This is a genomic window from Nocardia sp. NPDC056611, assembly GCF_042792755.1.
In the GTDB taxonomy this organism is placed as follows: Bacteria; Actinomycetota; Actinomycetes; order Mycobacteriales; family Mycobacteriaceae; genus Nocardia.
The window spans coordinates 133,755-154,758 of the sequence record NZ_JBHTVV010000009.1 but is presented as its reverse complement, the minus strand read 5'-3'; the positions used below and the strand labels follow the sequence as shown (position 1 = coordinate 154,758).

Here is a 21,004-nt window from a genome sequence, read left to right as displayed (position 1 = left end):
TTGCTGAATGACGTGACATCGATCACGCGTGTTGCGCGCGGAATTAGTTCGTGCCGACTTCGGGAGGATTTGCCGGAGTTTCCGGCGACACGCTCGGCTTTTCCGGTTCGTTTCGCTGCTTGTCGGCGCGGTGGCGGCGGAATCGCCTGCGCAGCAAGAGAAATGCGACCAGCAGGAACAGCACGGCGGCGATGATCGCGCCCGCCAAACAGGCGCCGCGGAATCCCGGGGCGTCGACGTCGAGAATGCGTTCCCCGGCGTGCGCGGCATTGGAGTTTCCCCACACGATGGTCAGCGTCATCAAATTCGGGACGGCGAGGACCAGCGCCAGCACGGCGGCCCCGCCCGCGACGAACTTTCCGGCCCGTTTACGCCAGGACAGGCCCGCCGCCAGGAACAGGAAAAGTGGCACCGCCGTGCATATCAGGCCCATCAACAGGCCGTACCAGATGCCCTTGGCGAAACTCGAACCGACCATTTCCCCCAGGCGCTGCGCCCACCACCGCGGAATGAACGCGGCCAGGATCAGATAGGACAACCACAACACCGCCAGGGTCACGACCGCGGCAATGATGCGATTGCGCCACGTGACGAAGGTTGAAGACTTTCGCTCCTGCTCGGTGCCGGCCGTAGTCATGCGCTCAGCGTATGTCCGAATTGTCGGCGGGCGAAGCACCGACGCGACGGGGCGCGCGGCCGACGCCGAGCGGGAGCCGTTCCTCAGCGTTCGCGCAGGAACTTCAGGGCCTCGTCGGCGTGCACGTTGGCGCGCATCTCGCTGTTGATCACCTTGGCCACGGTCCGATCCGGGTCGATCACGAAGGTGGTCCGCTTGACCGGCACGATCGCGCCGAGCAGGCCGCGCTTCACGCCGAACTCCGCGGCGACCTTCGCGCCCGGGTCCGAGAGCACCGGATATCCCAGTCCCTGCTTCTCGGCGAATCCCGACTGCACCTCGACCGAATCCGCGCTGATGCCCACGCAGCTCGCCCCGGCGGCCTTGAATTCCGTTGCCAGATCCCGGAAGTGGCACGCCTCGGCGGTGCACACCGGCGTGTTCGCCGCGGGATAGAAGAACAGCACCACCGGGCCGTCCGCGAGGAGCGCCTCGAGCGAACGCGGGGTGCCGGACTGATCCGATAGTTCGAAATTGGGTGCGAGCTGACCGACCTTCATGCTCGTACCCTACCCCCAATTCATCGTGCACGAGCTATCCGGGGACGCGGTCACCGTCCGGCTGGAATCCCTTGCCGGGCACGGGGCTTGGCGGGTGCTCACCGCCGGCCTGTCGGCAACGTCCCTGCCTGGGGGTCCGGGGTCGGCCCCCGGAGCCCCAACCACCCCCGACACGCGGTGTCGGTGCGGCGTCACGCCCCGATCAGGGCGGCGACCTCCGGGTTCTTGATGTTCATCACGTCGAGGATGCCGTGGGCGCGCAGGAACGGCTTCAGTTCCTTGATGCGGTCGGTGTGCTCGGCGTACTCATCGGGGAAGTTGCCCGGATCCAGCGACTCCAGCGCCTTCACGTACGTGACGAACGAGGAGATGGCGGAGTACTTACCGCCGGGGTTCATATGCATCATCCGAGGCGGCTGGCCGGGCATCACGCCCGGGGCCATCTGCGGAGCTGCGTGCCGTGGACCCTCCGGAGCCACCGGTTGCGAGGGGTACATCTGTGTTGATCTCCTCTCGAAAATGGGGGATACCGCGTGCTACCGCCGCGAGCGTAGTGAGACCGCTTCAGGTATTCGCCGCAGCGGCCCGGTCGGCTGGGCGGGGAGAGCGATTTAGATCCCGCCCGGTGGGCCTGGAATGATGGGGCAATGCACGGCGCCCATGGTTTGCCAATCGACACCACCACCTCCCGGGAGCAGTTCCGGTCGCTCGCGGCCGATCACCGCGTGGTCCCGGTGATCCGAAAGGTGCTGGCGGACTCCGAGACTCCGCTGTCCGCCTACCGCAAACTGGCCGCTGACCGGCCCGGCACCTTCCTGCTGGAGTCGGCGGAGAACGGCCGCTCGTGGTCGCGATGGTCGTTCATCGGCGCGGGCAGTCCCAGTGCGCTCACCGTGGTCGACGACCAGGCCGCCTGGCTCGGGCAGACCCCGGCCGACGCGCCGGTCGGCGGCGACCCGCTGGAAGCGCTGCGCGAGTCGCTGCGGGTGTTGCGCACCGAGCGCCTGCCCGGCCTGCCGCCGCTGACCGGCGGCCTGGTCGGCTACCTCGGCTACGACACCGTGCGCCGGCTCGAGCGGCTGCCCAGCCTGGCCACCGACGACCTCCAGGTCCCCGAGATGGTCCTGATGCTGGCCACCGACCTGGCCGCCTTCGATCACCACGAGGGCGCGATCACCCTGATCGCCAACGCGGTGAACTGGAACGGCACCGATGAGCGCGTCGACGAGGCCTACGACGACGCGGTCGCCCGCCTGGACCGCATGACCGAGGCCCTGGCCGTGCCCGCCGAGTCGACGGTCTCGGTCTTCGACCGGCCCGAGCCCGACTACCGCCGCCAGCGCACCTCCGAGGAGTTCGGCGCGGGCGTGCGCCGCCTGGTCAAGGAGATCGAGGCGGGCGAGGCGTTCCAGGTGGTCCTCTCGCAGCGCTTCGAGATGGACTACCACGGCACCCCGCTGGACCTCTACCGCATGCTGCGCGCCTCCAACCCGAGCCCGTACATGTACCTCATGCACATCCCGGACGGCTCCGGCGGCACCGCGTTCTCCATCGTCGGCTCCAGCCCCGAATCGCTGGTCACGGTGAAGGACGGCGTCGCCACGACGCACCCGATCGCGGGCACCCGCTGGCGCGGGGCCACCGAGGAGGACGATCTCCTGCTGGAGAAGGGCCTGCTCGAGGACGCGAAGGAGAACGCCGAGCACCTCATGCTCGTCGACCTGGGCCGCAACGATCTGGGCCGGGTCTGCGAGCCGGGCACCGTGCGGGTCACCGAGTACCGGCACGTCGAGCGGTACTCGCACGTCATGCACCTGGTGTCCACGGTGTCGGGCCGGTTGCGGGCGGGCAAGGTCGCGCTCGACGCGGTCCAGGCCTGCTTCCCGGCCGGAACGCTCTCCGGCGCGCCCAAGGTCCGGGCCATGGAGTTGATCGAGGAGCTCGAGCCCACCCGCCGCGGCGTGTACGCGGGCGTGGTCGGCTACCTCGACTTCGCCGGTGACGCCGACACCGCGATCGCCATCCGCACCGCACTGCTCAAGGGCGGCACCGCCTACGTGCAGGCCGGCGCGGGCATCGTCGCCGATTCCGACGCCGAGTACGAGGACGTCGAATCGCGCAACAAGGCCATGGCGGTGCTCAAGGCCGTCGCCGCCGCGGAGACGGTCCGCGCCTACCGGCCGAACGGCGCCGGGCAATGACCGAGCCCGACCCCGATCGGCCGTCGAAAACCCCTGCCGTGCCATCGGGAGACGACGCGGTCGCCGGGAAACCGGTTGCGCCACAAGCTGATCAACGGTCCGCCGGAGCGGGTGCGGCAGACCGGGCGGAGGTCGCCGCGGATGCCGCGCGGGCGGTGGCCGATGCGCGAGCGGCCGAAGCGGACGCGCGGGAAGCCGAGGCCGATGCCCACGCCGCGGTCGCCGAGGGCGCGCGTCAGCGGCCCCGGCCGTTCGCGGCCGTCGCCCTGCTGGCGGTAGCCGCCGCCCTGCTGTGGGCGGCTTCGCGGATGACGTGGGTGACCCTCGAGGTGACCAGCGAGCTCGGCCCGCCGCGCACCGCCCACCTCAATGGCAGCACCTGGTTCGGCGCGCTGACCCCGCTGGCCCTGGTCCTGCTGGCCACCATCGCGGCCGTGTTCGCCACCCACGGCTGGTGGCGGCGCGGCGTGGGTGTGGTGGTGGCGGTGCTCGCCGCGGTGGCCGCGGTGCCCGCCTACGCCCTGCTGATGCATCAGGGCAGGACCGGTGACCGGGCCGCCCGGCTGGCCGAGCTGCGGGGCTGGGAGCACCCCGGAACCGTCACCACCGCGTCGCTGCCCGCCGTGCTGACGCTGGTCGGGGCGGTGGCCGCGTTCGTGGCCGGGCTGCTGCTGGTGCGCATGCCCCGCGAGACGGCCCGCATGTCGGGCAAGTACGACAGCCCGGCCGTGCGGAAGTCCGCGGCGGCCGAACAGGTTGCCCAGCGTCACGCCGACCGGGGACCCGCGGAATCCGGGTCACAGCCGCCGCCCACGGAGCAATTGTCGGGCCGCGTGCTGTGGGACGCGCTCGACGAGGGCCTGGATCCGACCGCCGACGACGCCGATCACTCTGCCGCGCAGGATGATCCGGGTTCCGGGGGTACGCGCGGGGAACGCCACTGAGCTGGGCCGGACAGCGGCAGCGTCGCCGCTTCCAGCCCCGCCGTCAAGACCGGGAACATAGCCATTTACTCTTTATCAGCAGCGGTGAGACAGCGCCTGGGGGGATTCTCAGGCAGCAAGTCCGTCTCCCCAGAAAGGATTCGAGCCAGATGACGGTACTCGACTCGATTCTCGACGGGGTCCGTGCGGACGTGGCCGCGCGGGAAGCCCTTCTGGATTTCCAGGCCGTGAAAGCGGCCGCCGCGGCGGCGCGGTCCCCGCGTGACGCCAAGGCCGCCCTGCACGCCGAGGGCATCGGCGTCATCGCCGAGGTGAAGCGGGCCAGCCCCTCCAAGGGCGCGCTCGCCGACATCCCCAACCCCGCCGACCTGGCCCGCGCCTACGAGGACGGCGGCGCCCGCATCATCAGCGTGCTCACCGAGCAGCGCCGCTTCGGCGGTTCGCTGGCCGACCTGGACGCGGTCCGCGCCGCGGTCGACATCCCGGTCCTGCGCAAGGACTTCATCGTCGGCCCGTACCAGATCCACGAGGCCCGCGCGCACGGCGCGGACGTGATCCTGCTGATCGTGGCCGCGCTGGAGCAGGACGTGCTGTCCGCGCTCATCGACCGCACCGAATCGCTGGGCATGACCGCGCTGGTCGAGGTGCACACCGAGGAAGAGGCCGACCGGGCGCTCGAGGCCGGGGCCAGCGTGATCGGCGTGAACGCCCGCAATCTGAAGACCCTCGAGGTGGACCGGGATGTGTTCGCGCGCATCGCGCCCGGTCTGCCCAGCGAAGTGATCCGCGTGGCCGAGTCCGGCATTCGCGGCACCGCCGACCTGCTGGCCTACGCCGGGGCGGGCGCGGACGCCGTGCTCGTCGGCGAGGGCCTGGTGACCAGCGGCGACCCGCGCGCCGCGGTGGCCGAGCTGGTGACCGCCGGAACCCACCCGTCCTGCCCGAAACCGGTTCGCCGGGGACGGTGAAAGAAGCGATGACTCAGACCGAAAAGCTGTCCGGCAAGAACACTCTCGGCCTGCCCCAGGCCAGCGACGGTGTCGCGCACAAGAGTCACGAACCCGACGTGGGCGGCCACTTCGGCGTGTACGGCGGCCGCCACGTGCCCGAGGCGCTGATGGCCGTGATCGAAGAGGTCACCGCCGAATACGACAAGTGCCGGGTGGACCCGAACTTCCTCGACGAGCTGGACCGGCTGCAGCGCGACTACACCGGGCGGCCCTCGCCGGTGTTCGAGTGCAAGAACCTGGCCCAGCACGCGGGCGGCGCGCGCATCTTCCTGAAGCGGGAAGACCTGAACCACACCGGTTCTCACAAAATCAACAATGTGCTCGGTCAGGTGCTGCTGGCCAAGCGCATGAACAAGACCCGCGTCATCGCCGAGACCGGCGCGGGCCAGCACGGCGTCGCCACCGCCACGGCGTGCGCGCTGCTGGGCATCGAGTGCGTCATCTACATGGGCGCGGTCGACACCGTGCGCCAGCAGCTGAACGTGGCCCGCATGCGCCTGCTCGGCGCCGAAGTCATCAGTGTGACAACGGGTTCGCAGACGCTGAAGGACGCCATCAACGAGGCGTTGCGCGACTGGGTCACCAATGCCGAGCAGACCTACTACTGCTTCGGCACCGCCGCGGGCCCGCACCCGTTCCCGCTCATGGTGCGCGACTTCCAGCGCATCATCGGCATCGAGACGCGCCAGCAGATCCAGGCCCACACCGGCCGGCTGCCCGACGCGGTAACCGCCTGTGTCGGTGGCGGTTCCAACGCGATCGGCATCTTCCACGCCTTCATCGACGATCCGGGCGTGCGCCTGATCGGCTACGAGGCCGCCGGCGACGGTGTCGAAACCGGCCGCCACGCCGCCACTTTCACCGGTGGCACCCCCGGCGCGTTCCAGGGCGCGTACTCCTACCTGCTCCAGGACGAGGACGGGCAGACCATCGACTCGCACTCCATCTCCGCGGGTCTGGACTACCCGGGCGTCGGCCCCGAGCACGCCTACCTCAAGGACACCGGGCGCGCCGAGTACTACCCGATCACCGATACCGAGGCCATGGACGCGCTCATGCTGCTGTCCCGCGCCGAGGGCATCATCCCGGCCATCGAGTCCGCGCACGCGGTCGCGGGTGCGATCAAGCTGGGGCAGGAGCTGGGCCCGGAGAAGGTCATCGTCGTGAACCTGTCCGGCCGCGGCGACAAGGACATGGACACCGCCGCCCAGTGGTTCGGGCTGTTCGACAAGCCCGAGGGGGACGACAAGTGAGCCAGCAGTCCCGTCTCGCCAACACCTTCGCGGCCTGCCGCGAGGAGAACCGCGCCGCGCTCATCGGCTACCTGCCCGCGGGCTACCCCGATGTGCAGGGCTCGATCGACGCGTGCAAGGCGATGGTCGAATCCGGTTGCGACATCATCGAAGTCGGCGTGGCCTACTCCGATCCGGTGATGGACGGCCCCACCATCCAGCGCGCCGCCGAGCAGGCCCTGGCCGGTGGCGTGCGGGTGCGCGACGTGTTCAAGGTCGTGGAGGCCATCTCCCAGGCGGGCGGCAAGGCCGTCGTCATGACCTACTGGAATCCGGTGCTGAAGTACGGCGTGGACAGCTTCTCCCGCGATCTCGCGGCGGCGGGCGGTCTGGGCCTGATCACCCCCAACCTGATTCCGGAGGAGGCCGACGACTGGTTCGTGGCGTCCTCCACCCACAACCTGGACCGCATCTTCCTGGTCGCGCCGTCCTCCACCGAGGAGCGGCTCGTCAAGACCCTCGAGGCCTCGAAGGGCTTCGTGTACGCGGCCTCCACCATGGGCGTCACCGGCGCGCGTGACGCGGTGTCGTCCATGGCTCCGGCGCTGTGCGCCCGCATCCGCGCCCACTCCGACATCCCGATCGGCGTCGGCCTGGGTGTGCGCAGCGGCGCGCAGGCCGCCGAGATCGCCTCCTACGCCGATGGCGTCATCGTGGGCTCGGCCCTGGTGTCGGCGGCGGCGCAGGGCCTGGACGCGATCCGGGCGCTGACCGAGGAGCTGGCGCAGGGCGTCCGCTCGGCGGCGGTCGCTTCCTAGCCGAAGGACCTTTTCGAGAGGTGTGTACCGAATTCGGTATACACCTTTCTTTTTGGCCGCGAACCCGCCCGTAGCGAAGCGGAAGGCCGGATCGAACACTGCTACGGTGGGGACTCGTGACCATACGAGCCCTTGCCGAGAGCACCGGCGCCGATGTCCTGGCCTACATTCCCAGCCCGCCTCGCGGCGTGTGGTACCTCGGGCCGTTCCCGCTGCGCGCCTACGCGATCTGCATCATCATCGGCATCGTCGCGGCCATCTGGCTGGGGGAGAAGCGGTGGGTGGCCCGCGGCGGCGAGTCCGGCGCGGTGCTCGACATCGCCATGTTCGCGGTGCCGCTGGGCCTGATCGGCGGTCGGCTCTACCACGTGGCCACCGACTGGGAGAAGTACTTCGGCCCGCATCGCAAGGCCGATGCCCACTGGTGGGCGATCTGGCAGGGCGGGCTCGGCATCTGGGGCGCGGTGCTGCTGGGCGCGTTCGGCGCCTGGATCGGCTGCCGCCACTATCGAATCCCCTTGCCCGCCTTCGGTGACGCCATCGCGCCGGGCGTGCTGCTGGCGCAGGCCATCGGACGCCTGGGCAACTATTTCAACCAGGAGCTCTTCGGCCGCGAGACCACCCTCCCGTGGGGCCTGGAGATCTTCGACCGCTTCGACGCCAACGGCGGCTCCGACCCGATGAACGGCGTCTCCAACGGCGTGGTGGTGCACGTCGTGCAGCCGACCTTCCTCTACGAGCTGCTGTGGAACCTGCTCGGCGTCGCGATCCTGCTGTACGTGGACCGCAGGTTCCGCATCGGCCACGGCCGGCTGTTCGCCCTGTACGTGGCCATCTACTGCTTCGGCCGGTTCTTCGTGGAACTGCTGCGCGACGACGAGGCCACCCACATCGCGGGCCTGCGCGTGAACACCTTCACCTCGGCGATCGTCTTCGTCTGCGCCGTGGCCTATTTCCTGCTCGCCACCAAGGGCCGGGAGACTCCCGCGCAGGTGCGGGCGGGCGCGGAACGCCCCTGGCCGTGGCAGTTCGGTGCCCTGCGCGCCTATGGAGCGGCCCGGGCCGCCGCGACCGAACCCGCGATTCCGGGCACGGATGCCGCGGCGAAGGAGCCCGCTGACGAGAAGTCCGGCGCCGACAACTTCACCGACAAGACCGAATCCGCCGACCAGGCCGAATCCGAATCCGCCGGCAAGGCAGAGCCCGCCGGCGAAGCGGAGCCCGCCGGCAAGGCGGAGGCCGCCGAGGAGCCGGAGAAGGTCGAGGTCGCCAAGAAGTCCGACACCGCGGACAAGGCGGACAGCAAGAGCGATTCCTGATCATGGAATCGCGCGAATCCCCTAGCGCGGCGCGGTGATTCGGGAGACAATCGGGCATCATCGACGGCCGCCGGTGCGGCCGTAGGGGGAACGGGTCGGCGGGAGGACCCGTACGCATGCCAGGAGGGGCGAGTGACCGGTCCGTATCAGCAGCAACCCGTTCCCGGTGGGCCACAGTACGGTCCACCGGGAACGGGACCGTCCGGGCAGCAGTACGGCCTCCCGGCTCCGATGCCCGCGACGGTGCCGCGGCAACCCGGGTTCCTGATCGCGATCGGCGATATCGCGGTCTCGGAGGGCCTGATCACCACCCCGTCCGGCAGTTTCCCGCTGCGCGGGGCGATCTGGACCGCGACCGATATGTCGCAATCCTCGGAGCGGACCCCGCCGTACGCCATCGTGCTGGCGATCCTGTTCCTGCCCTTCTGTTTCCTCGGGTTGCTGTTCCTGCTCATCAAGCAGAAGGTGGTCGCCGGATACGTGCAGGTCACCGTGAACAGCGCGGGCCGGTTCCACTCGGCGATGATCGCGGTGCGGAACGAATCCACCTTCCCGATGGTCATGCACCAGGTGAATTACGCGCGCACACTCAGCGCCATGTAGCGGTCGATTCGCTTCGCCCGGCAACGAATCCGCGACGACACGCGATAATTCCTGCGTGACCGACCCCTTCCAGAAACAGCCGCCGCAGGACGGCCCGCAGTACGGCGCGCCCGGCACGGGCCCGCAGTACGGACAGCCCTACGGCCAGCAGCCCTATCCCGATCCCCAGCAGTTCGCCGCGCCCGGCCAGCAATTCGGCCAGCCGGGTGACCAGTTCGGCCAGCCCCAGCAGTTCGCGCAGCCGGGTCAGCCCTACGGCCAGCCCCAGCAGTTCGCCGCGCCCGGCCCGTACGGTCCCTACGGCGGGGACCCGGAGGCCCCGTTCGGCCGGGATCCGTTCGGAGTTCCGTTGTCGGACAAAAGCAAGCTGACCGCGGGCCTGCTGCAGCTGCTCGCCGGCGGTTTCGGGATCGGCCGTTTCTACCTGGGCTACACCACGATCGGCGTGCTGCAGCTGGTCACCTGTGGCGGTTGCGGTATCTGGGCGCTGATCGACGGCATCCTGATCCTCACCGGCAAGGTGCCCGATCTCCAGGGGCGTCCCCTGCGCGACTGAGCGCGACACTCCGCCTAGCGACGGCCGTCACTCGACAGGGTGGCGGCCGGTCGCACATATCATCGCGCCGGAGCCGGATCCAGGTTTTCGCGCATCGTGATGGTTGCCGTGCCGCCCGGTCGGTCCGCGGCGTACCCTTTGTCGGTTATTTGTCGCGTGTTCACCCACACGCCCGAGGAGAGGTCCACGTCGTGCGCCACAAGCTAGCCGCCGTCCTGCTCGCCGTCGTCGCCGCAGCCGGGCTCGTCGCCTGCAGCTCGAGCAAGGACGACGCGAACACCCTGAAGGTGGGCACCGAGGGCAATTACTCTCCCTTCACGTACCAGGACAACGGCAGCCTCACCGGCTACGACGTCGACGTGATCAAGGCCGTCGGCGACAAGCTCGGCAAGAAGGTCGAGTTCACCACCGCGCCCTGGGACTCGCTGTTCGCGGCCCTGGAATCCAAGCGCGTGGACCTCATCGCCAACCAGGTGACCGTCAAACCCGAACGCGAGCAGAAGTATTCGCTCTCGCAGCCCTACACGGTCTCCGAGGGCGTCATCGTCACCAAGACCGGCAATGGTGGCGTCCACGCCCTCACCGACCTGTCCGGCAAGACCTGCGCCCAGTCCGAGACCAGCAACTGGGCCGAGGTCGCGCGCGGCGCGGGGTGCAAGGTCGAGGCCATCCCCGGCTTCGTCGAGGCCGTGCAGCTGCTCAAGACCGGCCGCGCCGACGCCACCGTCAACGACACCCTCGCGGTGAACGCCTACGCCAAGCAGCAGGGCGCGGGCATCGTGCAGGTCGCCGGGAAGACCGGTGAGACCTCCAAGCAGGCCTTCGCCGCCCGCAAGGACTCCCAGGCCCTCACCGATCAGGTGAACAAGGCCCTCGACGAGCTGCGGGCCGACGGCACCCTGGCCAAGATCTCCGAGAAGTACTTCGGCACCGACGTCAGCAAGTAAGCGGCGCGGGGCATTTCGACATGGACGACGCCACCTGGGCGCTGATCCGGCACAACCTGTGGCCCATGCTCGAGGCCATGGTGAGCAAGACGCTGCCGCTGACCGCGATCAGTTTCGCGATCGGGCTGGTGATCGCGCTGTTCGTGGCGCTGGCGCGGATGTCGAGCGTGTGGCCGCTGTCGGCGGCCGCACGCGTGTACATCTCGATCATTCGCGGCACGCCGCTGCTGGTGCAGCTGTTCATCGTCTTCTTCGGCCTGCCCGCGTTCGATATCGTGCTCGAGCCGTTCCCGGCGGCGATCATCGCGTTCAGCCTCAATGTGGGCGGGTACGCGGCGGAGATCATTCGGGCCGCGATCCTTTCGGTCGCCCACGGACAGTGGGAGGCGTCGTACTCGGTCGGCATGAGCTATGCCCAGGCGCTGCGGCTGGTGATCCTGCCCCAGGCCTCCCGCATCGCGGTGCCCCCGCTGTCCAACACCTTGATCTCACTGGTGAAGGACACCTCGCTGGCGTCGACCATCCTGGTCACCGAATTGCTGCGCACCGCCCAGATGGCCGCCGCGCCCACCTTCGATTTTTTCGCCCTCTACGGCGTGGCCGCCATCTATTACTGGGTTGTCTGCCTCATCCTGGGATTCTTCCAAACCCACTTGGAGACCCGTTTGGCCAGGCACGTCGCACGGTGACCAGGCAGTAGCTGAACGGGTGCTTACGAGAACCGTATATGTGTGTGCCGGGGTCGGCATGAGCCTTACCACAGGTCTAGGGTTGAACGCGTGATGCGACGAACGAAGATTGTGTGCACCCTCGGACCCGCAGTGTCATCCGAGGACCGGATTCGTGAGCTCGTCGAAAGTGGCATGGACGTTGCGCGCCTGAACTTCAGCCACGGCGAGCACTCCGATCATGCCGAGAACTACAAGAAGGTGCGTGCGGCCAGCGATACCGCCGGTCGCGCGGTCGGCATCCTCGCCGACCTGCAGGGCCCCAAGATCCGGCTGGGCCGGTTCGAGGGCGACGGCAAAACGGTGTGGAACACCGGCGAGGAAGTCCGGATCACCGTCGACGACATGATCGGCAACCACGACCGGGTCTCCACCACCTACAAGCACCTGGCCAAGGACGCCAAGCCCGGCGACCGACTGCTCGTGGACGACGGCAAGGTCGGGCTGACCGTGCTGCGCGTCGAGGACAACGACGTGGTCTGCAAGGTCACCGAGGGCGGCCCCGTCTCCAACAACAAGGGCGTCTCGCTGCCCGGCATGGACGTGTCCGTGCCCGCGCTGTCCGAAAAGGACATCGACGACCTGGAATTCGCCCTGAAGCTGGGCGTGGACTTCATCGCGCTGTCCTTCGTGCGCTCGCCCTCCGATGTGGAGCTGGTGCACGACATCATGGACCGCGTGGGCCGCCGCGTGCCGGTCATCGGCAAGCTCGAAAAGCCCGAGGCCATCGACAATCTGGAGGCCATCGTGCTGGCCTTCGACGCCATCATGGTCGCCCGCGGCGATCTCGGCGTCGAGCTGCCGCTCGAGCAGGTGCCGCTGGTGCAGAAGCGTGCCGTGCAGATGGCGCGTGAGAACGCCAAGCCGGTCATCGTGGCCACCCAGATGCTGGAATCCATGATCACCAACTCGCGCCCGACCCGCGCCGAGGCCTCCGACGTGGCCAACGCGGTGCTCGACGGCGCGGACGCGGTCATGCTCTCGGGCGAGACCTCGGTCGGTGACTACCCGATCGAGGCCGTGCGCACCATGGCCCGCATCGTGCACGCGGTGGAGTCCGAGTCCTCGACCCGGGTTCCGCCGCTGACCCACGTGCCGCGGACCAAGCGCGGTGTCATCTCCTACGCCGCCCGCGACATCGGCGAGCGCCTCAATGCCAAAGCGCTGGTGGCGTTCACGCAGTCCGGTGACACGGTGCGCCGTCTGGCTCGCCTGCACACCCCGCTGCCGCTACTGGCCTTCACCCCGCAGTCCGCGATTCGCAGTCAGCTGGCCTTGACGTGGGGCGTGGAAACGTTCATCGTTCCTCCGGTGGGCACGACCGACGAGATGATCCACCAGGTCGACAACGCGCTGTTGTCGATCGGGCGGTACAGCAAGGGTGATCTCGTGGTCATCGTGGCCGGCTCCCCGCCGGGTACTGTCGGGTCCACCAACCTGATCCACGTGCATCGCATCGGCGAGGAGGACCACTAATTTGAGTGCGTCGCTGGACGAGACGTCCGCGGACGTCGTCGTGGACCCCGAGGGGGCCGGGCTGTCGGATGATCTGCGGGTGCTGCTGCGTCTGCTCGATCTCGAGGAGAACGGCCCCGACATCTTCCTCGGACATCACCCCGAGAAGGTGTGGAGCCGCACGTTCGGCGGCCAGCTGGTCGCCCAGGCGATCATCGCCGCGGGCCGGACCGTGGGACCGGAACGGCCGATCCACGCGGTGAACGCGCACTTCGTTCGTGGCGGCGACCCGAAGCAGCCGATCGAGTACCACGTCGATCGGCATCGCGACGGCCGCTCCATCGCCAACCGCACGGTGACCGCGTACCAGGACGGGCAGGAGCTGTTCGTCATGCTCGCGGCCTTCCAGGACTGGGGCAAGGGGCTCGAGCACGGCACGCCCCTGCCCGAGGTGCCGGGGCCGGAAGGCCTTCCGCGCGTGGAGGAGTCGTTCGCGGGCATGGAGGACAAGCTCCAGATGTTCGTGGACGCACCGCATCCCATCGAGATGCGCTACACCAACGATCCGGCGTGGGTCCTCAAGGGCAAGGGCGAGAGCCTCGGCCACAACCGGGTCTGGATGCGCACCGACGGCGCGCTGCCCGACGATCCGCTGATTCACGTTGCGGCGCTGGCGTATTCGTCCGACACCACGGTGCTGGACTCGATCATCACCACGCACGGCCTGTCGTGGGGCTGGGACCGCATCATCGCGGCGACGGTGAACCACTCCATCTGGTTCCACCGGCCCTTCCGCTTCGACGACTGGTCGCTCTACGCGACCGAGTCGCCGGTGGCGGCGGGCTCGCGCGGCCTGGCCCGCGGGCACTTCTACGCCCGCAACGGCGACCTGCTGGCGACGACCGTCCAGGAAGGCGTGATCCGCCACTTCCCGGCACGTCGCTGAGATACGGACACCGGACATCGGGCCGTGCCCTTCGGGGTGCGGCCCGATGTGCGTCCCGAGGTCCGAGTCCCGAAATCCCCGGGGGATTCAGGGCCCCTGAGAGCCCTGCGAGTCAGATCAACTCGCGGTTCTCTTCGAGGTCGAAGTTCTCGCGCTGCAGGGCGTGCACGATGTAGGGGATCGGCTCGCCCGCGGAGAGCTCCAGCAGCAGCCGCTGCTCCAGTTTGGCGATGCCCGCCTTGGTGAGCTGGCGGGCTTCCCCGACGAGGCTGAGCGCGATCTCGTAGGTGCGGCGCTCGCCCGGCTGGGCGGCGGGATGATCCAGCCGCCACTGGGTTTCGAGCACCGTGTGGGCGGGATCGTCGCACTCCACCGGGAGGGTGAAGCGCCACGCGAAGATATCTCGATCGGCGACGTATTCGTCGACCACCCGGCACACGGTCTCGGTGACGCGGCGCAGGGTGTGAGGTGTCACGTAAACATGGAGCGAAACATCCGAAATGCGCTTCGGCATGTCCTTGGTCCTGTTCTTGTGTCGAACCACCGGCAGTGGCGTTCGGCGGAACGGATAAGTGTTCCGCGCGAGAGTGTAATCCCTTACCGGACCATCGCGGCAGCAAGGTGTATTGACACGCAGACTCCGACCGGCCGGTTTGCCGGGATCGCCTGCTATCCGGCGGATTCCGCCGCGCGGCGGGCCGGGCGCGGTGCCGGATGGGGCGACTGCGCGGCCGGTCGCGGTGACGGCGCTGCCGTGCGGGGAGATTCGCCGCGTCCGCCGTCTATCACCAGCAGCGCCGGCTGTCCGTCGGCGGCGCTGCGCGGACGCAGCGTGGCCTGCGGATGCTGATGCGCGTGCATCGCCAGCAGTAGCGGCACCAGCGCCTCGGCGATCTTGTCGCCGACATCGCAATACTGTTGCGGGGACAGCCCGACCGGGTCGGAGATGTTCTCGCGGCCGACATAGGCCAGGTCGTCGCGCGCGGCGTGCAGGCCGACCACGGTGCGCGCACCACTGACCTTCGCGATCCGGTACGCCTCGAGCAGCGTGAAGGTGCGGGGGAGCGCGGCGGGCACGAGTTCGCGGACCTGGTCGCGGATCTTCTCGGTCATGGTGAGCACCAGGTCGGCGCGGTGCACCATCTCGGCCTTGAGCCGCCGGGCCTTGAAGTTCGAGGCGTCACCGCCGAGGCCGGTAATCGTCTGTGCGGCCAGGGGTTCCACGGGGAAGCCCACCAGGGCGCGCACGCCGGCGCTCTCGGCGGTCAGCTCTCGTAGTCCGTGGTCGGCGGCCACCGCCAGGGTGAGGCGTTCGGCGATGACGGATCGGCAAACATTTCCGCTGCAGACGAACAGGACGTGCATGCGGACAACCTATGCCCGCCGTTGTCGATTCGAAACAGTTCCGTGACCGAATCACACGTTTCAACCGCATTGTTCACGCGGTGGCCGGATGTCGCTCACTCGCTGTCGACTCTCGTTTACCGGAGCGTCCGGTGGGCGACTCGGCGTGGAAGATCAGCATGCCTTTTCACGCACGCCGAATCAATACCGGGACCGCTATTTGTCTGTCGTTCCATAAAGCGCGGATTCCGTTACCGCGGGCGCGATTTCGGATGCGGTGCCCCGGGTGCGGCCACGGGTGGAGAACAGCCGTCCGCGGGCGGGAACGGTGGGCGCGAATCGGCCCAGCCCGGTGGCTGCGGCCATATCGTCGTAGACGGAATCGATTCCGCCCCTGGCGAAATAGGCCTCGTGCCAGAATCCGGTGCCGCCGGAATCACGCAGGAACCGCTGCCACCATTCGCGATGCGGTTCGGAGCGGGTCCAGCGTTCCAGGCTGTCGAGATCGCGCCAATACTGCCTGGCGCCCCAATGCGGCGGCCACATCGACCACACCACGTCCTCGTGCGACAACAGCCCGTCGGGCCGATCGTGATGGGATTTGTACAGCCTGGGTCCGATTCCCAGCAATCGCAGCATTCCCCGCGGCTTGTGCACGCGCATACCGAGCAAGATCACGACCAGGTCCGGATAGTCGGACAGGTCCGCGGTCATCCTCTTCACCGGCATTCGTGGCCTCCGCACTTCTCGGTGATCTGTGCGGGTCTACGTCACTCCCGTGCTCGCGGTTCGAAACGCGGCCCATTACTTCCCGAGTCTACGACCCGGGTCGCCGACTAGGACGTACTCAGCCGCAGCACCGCCGAGCTGCCCTGGACGGCAACTATCTTCACGGTCAGGCCATTGAGGAAAATGGTGCCGCCGACGCCGGTTGATCCCGATACCGGCAACCCGAATACGGTCGTGGACGCCGTGGTCGACAACGCGCTGATCTCCCCGATCCGCACGCTGCCCCCGATCCGTGAGAACCCCGGGACCGGAATCGTGGTCGGCCCGTCCACCCGGATTTCGCAGTTGCCCTTCGCGCACGCCCCGAGATCGGTCCCGTTCGCCGCTGCGGGCAGTCCGTCGGCCGCCTTCGCTGTCGTCTTCGCCGAATTCGTCGTGCTCGATGTATCCCGCATCGTCGTGGTCACCACTGTCGGTGTCGTCTCCGGCACCGCGTGCCCATCGGTCTGCGCCCCGCATCCCCCCACCAGCGCGGCCATCACCACCCCCGCGCCGATCCTGGCCCATCCGGCTCTCGCCATCGAGGTCATCGGGATTCGCATGCGCCCTCCATACTGCTGTGTCGACTACGGCTCACCGATCATGCGCGACACACCACCCCCGCGACACCGCTTCCCCGAGATCAGTCCCGACCGGTCTCCCTTGCCCTGTCAGAATGACCCGGTGCGCGTACTCGTCACCGGAGCCGCCGGCTACCTCGGCCGCGCCGTCGTGGCGGCCCTGCAGGCCGCCGGCCACGAACCCATCGCCATGGCGCGCACCCCCGGGACCGTCATCCCGGGCGCGGCCGAGGTCCGTCCGGCCGACCTGCTCGACCCCGCCGCCCTCGCGCGAGCCGTCGACTCGGTGGACGCGGTCTGCCACCTGGCCGGGCTGGCCCGCGCCCGCGAATCGATCGCCGACCCCCTGCGCTATTTCCGCGCCAACACCACCGCGACCCTCGCCCTGCTCGAAGCCATGTCCGCCGCCGCCGTCGGCACCATCGTCTTCGCCTCGACCGCCGCGATCTACGGGGCCCCGGACCGCGAGCCCATGACCGAAGACCTCCCCGACGCCGCGCCTCACCCCTACGCCCAGAGCAAACTGGCGGCCGAGCTGGCGATCCAGGCCGCGGCCCGGACCGGCGAATTGTCGGCCGTGATTCTGCGCCTGTCGAACATCGCGGGCGGATCCGACCGCGACCTCTCCCGCCTGATCCCGCGCGCAGTGGCTGCGGCGGTAGCCGATTCGCCGTTGCCCGTGAACGGCGACGGCACCGCCACCCGCGACTACCTCCATGTCGAGGACGCGGCCCGCGCGTTCATCGCGTGCCTGCACACCCCGCCGCATCCCGGTACGGCCACCCGCTACACCGTCGGCAGCGGCCGCGGCACGACAATCCTCGAGGTGGCCGCGGCCGTCCGGCGGGTGACCGGCGTGTCCCTCGCCCTCGATCACCGCCCTCCGGCCCCGGAACCGCCCACCCTGATCGTCGACCCGTCCACGATCACCGCCGAAACCGGGTGGAAGCCAATCCATTCGACGATCGATGAGATCGTCGGCGACACCTGGCGCGCCATCACAGAATCTCCACTCGGTGTCCGCCCGGTCCGCACATCCGGTTTCTAGAGTCGGTTCGGGAACGGCCCAGTAGTCGAGATCGGAAGGCTCGTATGCGTGACTCGGATGAATTCACCCGGTGGAAAACGGAATTCGAGGCCAAGGCGCGCGCCCGGGCCCGTGCGGGCGATCCCGACAGCGCCGGTGGGATGACTCTGCATCCCGACCTCGTGCGCAGCATTCGACGCTTTCAGGTGGGGGAGTCGGGCGATGGGGCGCATCTCATCGCCAAGGCCGACGGGGCGGGTGATCCGGTGTACGCGGCGGCGGTCCGGCTGTTCGTCGCCGAGGAACGCAACCACGCGCGCCTGCTGCTGAACCTCCTGCGGGCGGCGGGGAAGAAGCCGATATCCGGTCATTGGACCGACGCGATCTTCGTCCGGCTGCGCCGGGGACTGGGCCTGCGCCTGGAACTCATGGTGCTGTCGGTTGCCGAGGTCATCGCCGTCCCCTATTACCGGACCCTGCGCGACGGCGCCCGCGACCCGCTCACCACCCGCACGGCCGCCCTCATCCTGGCCGACGAGCAACGCCACATCCCCTTCCACACCCACCGCCTACGCCTGGGCTTCGCCTCGACCCCGCCGGCGTTCCGCCCCGTCATCCGCGCAGCCTGGTGGACCATTCTGCACGCCGCCATCCTGGTCGTCCTGCTCGACCACGGCCCCGCCCTGCGCCACTTGGGCAGCACCCGAACCGAATTCGCCCGCGCCGCCCGCGCCCTCTTCGCCCCGATCTGCGCCGCCGCCCTCCCGCCGCTCCGCGCCGACCCGAGCGTCCCGGTTCCGGGAGCGAGACCATCGGGCCGATGAGCAAGCGGGAACTTCTTGGCTCGGAGAGTGATTCGGGCTGCCGCGGACCGCATGGAAAAGCAGAGAAAAAGGGCCGTTCCGATGATCATCGGAACGGCCCTCGACCTTGGTGCCGAGTGTGGGAATCGAACCCACACGCCCTTCCGGGCAACGGTTTTTGAGACCGTCGCGTCTGCCAATTCCGCCAACTCGGCGCACCGGAGGGAAATGATAGCGGGTAGTGGTGCAAACCAACTAATCGAGGGGGTCGGGGGACTACAAGGTTGTGATACTGGTCGGTTTGCGCTGGGTACGTGGGTTGTAGGGCCGGGTGAACGGTACTCTTTGGGAGACTCGGGTGCGTGCTGGTCCTGTGTGGGTGGCGCAAGACGAGGTGCATCGGGTATCGGATTTCGGAAGCGACAGGGGTTCATCTATGGGAACGACAGCAGGGGGCGGTTCGAAGAAGGACGCTGCGGCGTCCGCCCCCAAGCGGGTGGTGGTTGCCGAGGACGAGGCGCTCATCCGGATGGACCTGGTGGAGATGCTCTCCGAGGAGGGCTATCACGTGGTGGGTGAGGCGGGTGACGGTCAGCAGGCCGTGGACCTCGCTGTGGAGCTGCGTCCGGATCTGGTGATCATGGATGTGAAGATGCCGCGCCGGGACGGCATCGACGCGGCGGCCGAGATCGCGTCGAAACGCGTTGCGCCGGTGGTCATCCTGACCGCCTTCAGCCAGCGTGACCTGGTCGAACGGGCACGCGACGCGGGGGCGATGGCGTACCTGGTGAAGCCGTTCACCAAGTCGGATCTGGTGCCGGCCATCGAGTTGGCCGCATCGCGATTCCATGAGATCGCCGCGCTCGAGAGCGAGGTCGCGAACCTCACCGACCGGCTCGAGACGCGCAAGCTGGTAGAGCGTGCCAAGGGTGTGCTCATGCAGACCCAGGGGCTATCCGAGCCGCAGGCGTTCAAGTGGATTCAGCGCACCGCCATGGATCGACGCACCACTATGAAGGCGGTCGCGGAAGTGGTGCTGGAGAACCTCGCGCCGAAGTAAGTCGCATTTGCCGGGTCGTCGCCCTGTTGTTGCCACTAATGCACTGAGGAAATTTACAGTGCGGTAACAACAGGGCGTTCCACTTTAGTTGCGATGTCACATGGATGATTCGAATGTGATGCGGACCTAACGTGGCCCGACTATGTTTCTGTGCGGGCCGATCGATGGGGCGGCCCTCCTCGGTCACCCCGGGGGCGCACAGAACATGAGGTGAATCGTGCTTGGTTCAATGACGCGCACGTCGACCATGCGGCACAGTCGCACGGTCAGGATGCTTGTCGTCGGGGCCGCGGCCGTACTCGCATTGGGCAGTGCCGGCTGCAGTAGCAAATCGACGGACAATTCGGGCGGAGGCGGGTCGAATCTGACCATTTCGCCCCTGGTGCAGGTGGACTCGCAGGGCAAGGAGGTCCCGGTCACGGACTCCAGCGCGGCCGCCGACCCCGCCGGTGACGGCAAGGGCAAGTGCGCCCCCCAGACCATCGCGATGGCTGGCCCGCTGACCGGCGACAACGCCAACCTCGGCCTCAACATCATCCGCGGTGTGAAGCTGGCGCTGGACCAGCACAACAAGGCCAACCCCGGCTGCCAGGTCTCGGTCAAGGAATTCGACACCGAGGGTGACCCGCAGAAGGCCACCCAGGTCATTCCGACCATCGTCAGCGACCCGTCGATCGTGGCGCTGATCGGCCCCACCTTCTCCGGTGAGACCAAGGCGACGGGCGCGATCCTCAACCAGGCCAACCTGCTGTCGCTGACGCCGTCGGCCACCAACGTCAGCCTCACCACCAACGGCTGGACCAACTTCTTCCGCGGTCTGGGCAATGACGGCATCCAGGGCCCGGCCGTGGCCGGATACCTGAAGGGCACCGGCAAGTTCAAGAAGATCTGCGTCATCGCCGACGACTCCGACTACGGCACCGGCCTGGCCAAGACGGTCACCGAGGGCCTGGGACCGATCGCCGACCCGAGCTGCGCGGCCAATGTGAAGGCCAAGCAGAAGGACTTCTCCGCGACCGTGTCGAAGATGGCCTCCGCCAAGCCGGACGGCATCTTCTACTCCGGCTACTACGCCGAAGCGGCGCCGCTGGTCAGCCAGCTGCGCGACGGTGGCGTGACCGCGACCTTCATCTCCGACGACGGCACCAAGGACGTCGAGTTCACCAAGCAGGCCGGCAGCAAGTCCAAGGACGCGCTGCTCTCCTGCCCGTGTGGTCCGGCCGGTGACAAGTTCGCCTCCGCGTACAAGGCGTTCAACAACTACGAGCCCGGCACCTACTCGACCGAGGGCTACGACCTGACCACGATCGTGCTCAAGGGCATCGAGGCCGGTAAGGTCACCCGCCCCGACCTGGTCGAATACGTGCGCGGCTACGACGGCCAGGGTCTGGCCCGTCAGTACAAGTGGGGTCCCACCGGTGAATTGGCCAACGCGTTGATCTGGATGTATCAGGTCAAGTAGCGATCACCGTTAATCGGAACAGCG

At 68.3% G+C, this 21,004-nt stretch carries 22 protein-coding genes and 1 tRNA gene; 16 read left to right on the top strand and 7 right to left on the bottom strand.

What is annotated here, in order from left to right; all coding sequences use genetic code 11:
* Nucleotides 1–43: 43 nt before the first annotated feature.
* The 3 genes from ACFRAQ_RS33620 to ACFRAQ_RS33610 form a co-directional block, all read right to left on the bottom strand.
* The gene (locus tag ACFRAQ_RS33620) at nt 44–637 is read right to left on the bottom strand and encodes a permease (protein WP_379106922.1); all 594 of its coding nucleotides are present in this window, start codon (nt 635–637) and stop codon (nt 44–46) included.
* Between the two features lie 83 nt (nt 638–720).
* The gene (locus tag ACFRAQ_RS33615) at nt 721–1,176 is read right to left on the bottom strand and encodes a peroxiredoxin (protein WP_379106920.1); all 456 of its coding nucleotides are present in this window, start codon (nt 1,174–1,176) and stop codon (nt 721–723) included.
* Nucleotides 1,177–1,367: 191 nt separating this feature from the next.
* Entirely contained in the window at nt 1,368–1,580 is a 213-nt protein-coding gene (locus tag ACFRAQ_RS33610; RefSeq protein ID WP_379106918.1) for a hypothetical protein, read from the bottom strand.
* 243 nt (nt 1,581–1,823) lie between these two features.
* Here ACFRAQ_RS33610 and ACFRAQ_RS33605 point away from each other — a divergent pair, with 243 nt between their 5' ends.
* The 12 genes from ACFRAQ_RS33605 (at nt 1,824) to ACFRAQ_RS33550 (ending at nt 13,935) form a co-directional block, all read left to right on the top strand.
* On the top strand, nt 1,824–3,377 hold the full coding sequence (locus ACFRAQ_RS33605; protein WP_379106916.1) for an anthranilate synthase component I: 1,554 nt from the start codon (nt 1,824–1,826) through the stop codon (nt 3,375–3,377).
* Nucleotides 3,374–4,321, top strand: coding sequence for a TIGR02234 family membrane protein (locus tag ACFRAQ_RS33600; RefSeq protein WP_379106914.1), 948 nt, complete (start codon nt 3,374–3,376; stop codon nt 4,319–4,321). The genes ACFRAQ_RS33605 and ACFRAQ_RS33600 overlap by 4 nt, the downstream gene beginning before the upstream one ends.
* A gap of 149 nt (nt 4,322–4,470) precedes the next feature.
* On the top strand, nt 4,471–5,289 hold the full coding sequence (gene trpC, locus ACFRAQ_RS33595; RefSeq protein ID WP_213560553.1) for an indole-3-glycerol phosphate synthase TrpC: 819 nt from the start codon (nt 4,471–4,473) through the stop codon (nt 5,287–5,289).
* Nucleotides 5,290–5,297: 8 nt separating this feature from the next.
* Nucleotides 5,298–6,584, top strand: coding sequence for a tryptophan synthase subunit beta (gene trpB / locus ACFRAQ_RS33590; RefSeq protein ID WP_379106912.1), 1,287 nt, complete (start codon nt 5,298–5,300; stop codon nt 6,582–6,584).
* The gene (trpA, locus tag ACFRAQ_RS33585) at nt 6,581–7,381 is read left to right on the top strand and encodes a tryptophan synthase subunit alpha (RefSeq protein WP_379106910.1); all 801 of its coding nucleotides are present in this window, start codon (nt 6,581–6,583) and stop codon (nt 7,379–7,381) included. Before trpB ends, trpA begins: the two co-directional genes overlap by 4 nt.
* A gap of 116 nt (nt 7,382–7,497) precedes the next feature.
* Nucleotides 7,498–8,700, top strand: coding sequence for a prolipoprotein diacylglyceryl transferase (gene lgt, locus ACFRAQ_RS33580; protein ID WP_379106908.1), 1,203 nt, complete (start codon nt 7,498–7,500; stop codon nt 8,698–8,700).
* Nucleotides 8,701–8,832: 132 nt separating this feature from the next.
* On the top strand, nt 8,833–9,303 hold the full coding sequence (locus tag ACFRAQ_RS33575) for a hypothetical protein (protein WP_379106906.1): 471 nt from the start codon (nt 8,833–8,835) through the stop codon (nt 9,301–9,303).
* A 55-nt stretch (nt 9,304–9,358) separates the two neighbouring features.
* The gene (locus ACFRAQ_RS33570; RefSeq protein ID WP_357285843.1) at nt 9,359–9,859 is read left to right on the top strand and encodes an NINE protein; all 501 of its coding nucleotides are present in this window, start codon (nt 9,359–9,361) and stop codon (nt 9,857–9,859) included.
* A 191-nt stretch (nt 9,860–10,050) separates the two neighbouring features.
* Nucleotides 10,051–10,806: a transporter substrate-binding domain-containing protein gene (locus ACFRAQ_RS33565; protein WP_379106903.1), complete on the top strand. Its 756-nt coding sequence runs from the start codon at nt 10,051–10,053 to the stop codon at nt 10,804–10,806.
* 20 nt (nt 10,807–10,826) lie between these two features.
* Complete coding sequence (locus ACFRAQ_RS33560) at nt 10,827–11,495, top strand: amino acid ABC transporter permease (RefSeq protein WP_379106901.1); 669 nt, start codon at nt 10,827–10,829, stop codon at nt 11,493–11,495.
* Nucleotides 11,496–11,585: 90 nt separating this feature from the next.
* Nucleotides 11,586–13,010 carry a pyruvate kinase gene (gene pyk / locus ACFRAQ_RS33555; protein WP_379106899.1) on the top strand — a complete coding sequence of 475 codons (1,425 nt, stop codon included), beginning with the start codon at nt 11,586–11,588 and terminating at the stop codon, nt 13,008–13,010.
* 40 nt (nt 13,011–13,050) lie between these two features.
* The gene (locus tag ACFRAQ_RS33550; protein WP_379106988.1) at nt 13,051–13,935 is read left to right on the top strand and encodes an acyl-CoA thioesterase; all 885 of its coding nucleotides are present in this window, start codon (nt 13,051–13,053) and stop codon (nt 13,933–13,935) included.
* A 112-nt stretch (nt 13,936–14,047) separates the two neighbouring features.
* On the opposite strand, the gene ACFRAQ_RS33545 is transcribed toward ACFRAQ_RS33550, so the two are convergent.
* The 3 genes from ACFRAQ_RS33545 to ACFRAQ_RS33535 form a co-directional block, all read right to left on the bottom strand.
* Entirely contained in the window at nt 14,048–14,410 is a 363-nt protein-coding gene (locus ACFRAQ_RS33545) for a hypothetical protein (protein ID WP_379106897.1), read from the bottom strand.
* 194 nt (nt 14,411–14,604) lie between these two features.
* Nucleotides 14,605–15,300: a low molecular weight phosphatase family protein gene (locus ACFRAQ_RS33540; RefSeq protein WP_379106895.1), complete on the bottom strand. Its 696-nt coding sequence runs from the start codon at nt 15,298–15,300 to the stop codon at nt 14,605–14,607.
* A gap of 195 nt (nt 15,301–15,495) precedes the next feature.
* Complete coding sequence (locus tag ACFRAQ_RS33535; RefSeq protein WP_379106892.1) at nt 15,496–16,008, bottom strand: monooxygenase family protein; 513 nt, start codon at nt 16,006–16,008, stop codon at nt 15,496–15,498.
* 183 nt (nt 16,009–16,191) lie between these two features.
* On the opposite strand from ACFRAQ_RS33535, the gene ACFRAQ_RS33530 reads away from it, so the two are divergent.
* Both ACFRAQ_RS33530 and ACFRAQ_RS33525 read left to right on the top strand, forming a co-directional pair.
* A complete protein-coding gene (locus tag ACFRAQ_RS33530; protein ID WP_379106986.1) occupies nt 16,192–17,676 on the top strand; it encodes an NAD-dependent epimerase/dehydratase family protein in 1,485 nt (494 codons plus the stop codon).
* Between the two features lie 44 nt (nt 17,677–17,720).
* Entirely contained in the window at nt 17,721–18,479 is a 759-nt protein-coding gene (locus ACFRAQ_RS33525) for a ferritin-like domain-containing protein (RefSeq protein ID WP_379106890.1), read from the top strand.
* Nucleotides 18,480–18,586: 107 nt separating this feature from the next.
* Here ACFRAQ_RS33525 and ACFRAQ_RS33520 read toward each other — a convergent pair.
* Nucleotides 18,587–18,673, bottom strand: a tRNA-Leu gene (locus ACFRAQ_RS33520).
* 221 nt (nt 18,674–18,894) lie between these two features.
* Here ACFRAQ_RS33520 and ACFRAQ_RS33515 point away from each other — a divergent pair.
* Together ACFRAQ_RS33515 and ACFRAQ_RS33510 are read left to right on the top strand one after the other, a co-directional pair.
* Entirely contained in the window at nt 18,895–19,518 is a 624-nt protein-coding gene (locus ACFRAQ_RS33515) for an ANTAR domain-containing response regulator (protein WP_357097904.1), read from the top strand.
* A gap of 247 nt (nt 19,519–19,765) precedes the next feature.
* Nucleotides 19,766–20,980, top strand: a complete 1,215-nt coding sequence (locus tag ACFRAQ_RS33510) for a branched-chain amino acid ABC transporter substrate-binding protein (RefSeq protein ID WP_379106984.1) — start codon at nt 19,766–19,768, stop codon at nt 20,978–20,980.
* Nucleotides 20,981–21,004: the final 24 nt, after the last annotated feature.

What these genes read in the sequence shown, in the direction of transcription:
- ACFRAQ_RS33510 (WP_379106984.1), top strand. Translation starts at nt 19,766, where the DNA reads ATGCGGCACAGTCGCACGGTCAGGATGCTTGTCGTCGGGGCCGCGGCC.
- ACFRAQ_RS33620 (WP_379106922.1), bottom strand. Translation starts at nt 637, where the DNA reads ATGACTACGGCCGGCACCGAGCAGGAGCGAAAGTCTTCAACCTTCGTC.
- ACFRAQ_RS33600 (WP_379106914.1), top strand. Translation starts at nt 3,374, where the DNA reads ATGACCGAGCCCGACCCCGATCGGCCGTCGAAAACCCCTGCCGTGCCA.
- ACFRAQ_RS33540 (WP_379106895.1), bottom strand. Translation starts at nt 15,300, where the DNA reads ATGCACGTCCTGTTCGTCTGCAGCGGAAATGTTTGCCGATCCGTCATC.
- ACFRAQ_RS33535 (WP_379106892.1), bottom strand. Translation starts at nt 16,008, where the DNA reads ATGCCGGTGAAGAGGATGACCGCGGACCTGTCCGACTATCCGGACCTG.
- ACFRAQ_RS33515 (WP_357097904.1), top strand. Translation starts at nt 18,895, where the DNA reads ATGGGAACGACAGCAGGGGGCGGTTCGAAGAAGGACGCTGCGGCGTCC.
- ACFRAQ_RS33560 (WP_379106901.1), top strand. Translation starts at nt 10,827, where the DNA reads ATGGACGACGCCACCTGGGCGCTGATCCGGCACAACCTGTGGCCCATG.
- ACFRAQ_RS33605 (WP_379106916.1), top strand. Translation starts at nt 1,824, where the DNA reads ATGCACGGCGCCCATGGTTTGCCAATCGACACCACCACCTCCCGGGAG.
- trpC (WP_213560553.1), top strand. Translation starts at nt 4,471, where the DNA reads ATGACGGTACTCGACTCGATTCTCGACGGGGTCCGTGCGGACGTGGCC.
- trpB (WP_379106912.1), top strand. Translation starts at nt 5,298, where the DNA reads ATGACTCAGACCGAAAAGCTGTCCGGCAAGAACACTCTCGGCCTGCCC.
- ACFRAQ_RS33615 (WP_379106920.1), bottom strand. Translation starts at nt 1,176, where the DNA reads ATGAAGGTCGGTCAGCTCGCACCCAATTTCGAACTATCGGATCAGTCC.
- ACFRAQ_RS33530 (WP_379106986.1), top strand. Translation starts at nt 16,192, where the DNA reads ATGGTGCCGCCGACGCCGGTTGATCCCGATACCGGCAACCCGAATACG.
- ACFRAQ_RS33525 (WP_379106890.1), top strand. Translation starts at nt 17,721, where the DNA reads ATGCGTGACTCGGATGAATTCACCCGGTGGAAAACGGAATTCGAGGCC.
- ACFRAQ_RS33610 (WP_379106918.1), bottom strand. Translation starts at nt 1,580, where the DNA reads ATGCATATGAACCCCGGCGGTAAGTACTCCGCCATCTCCTCGTTCGTC.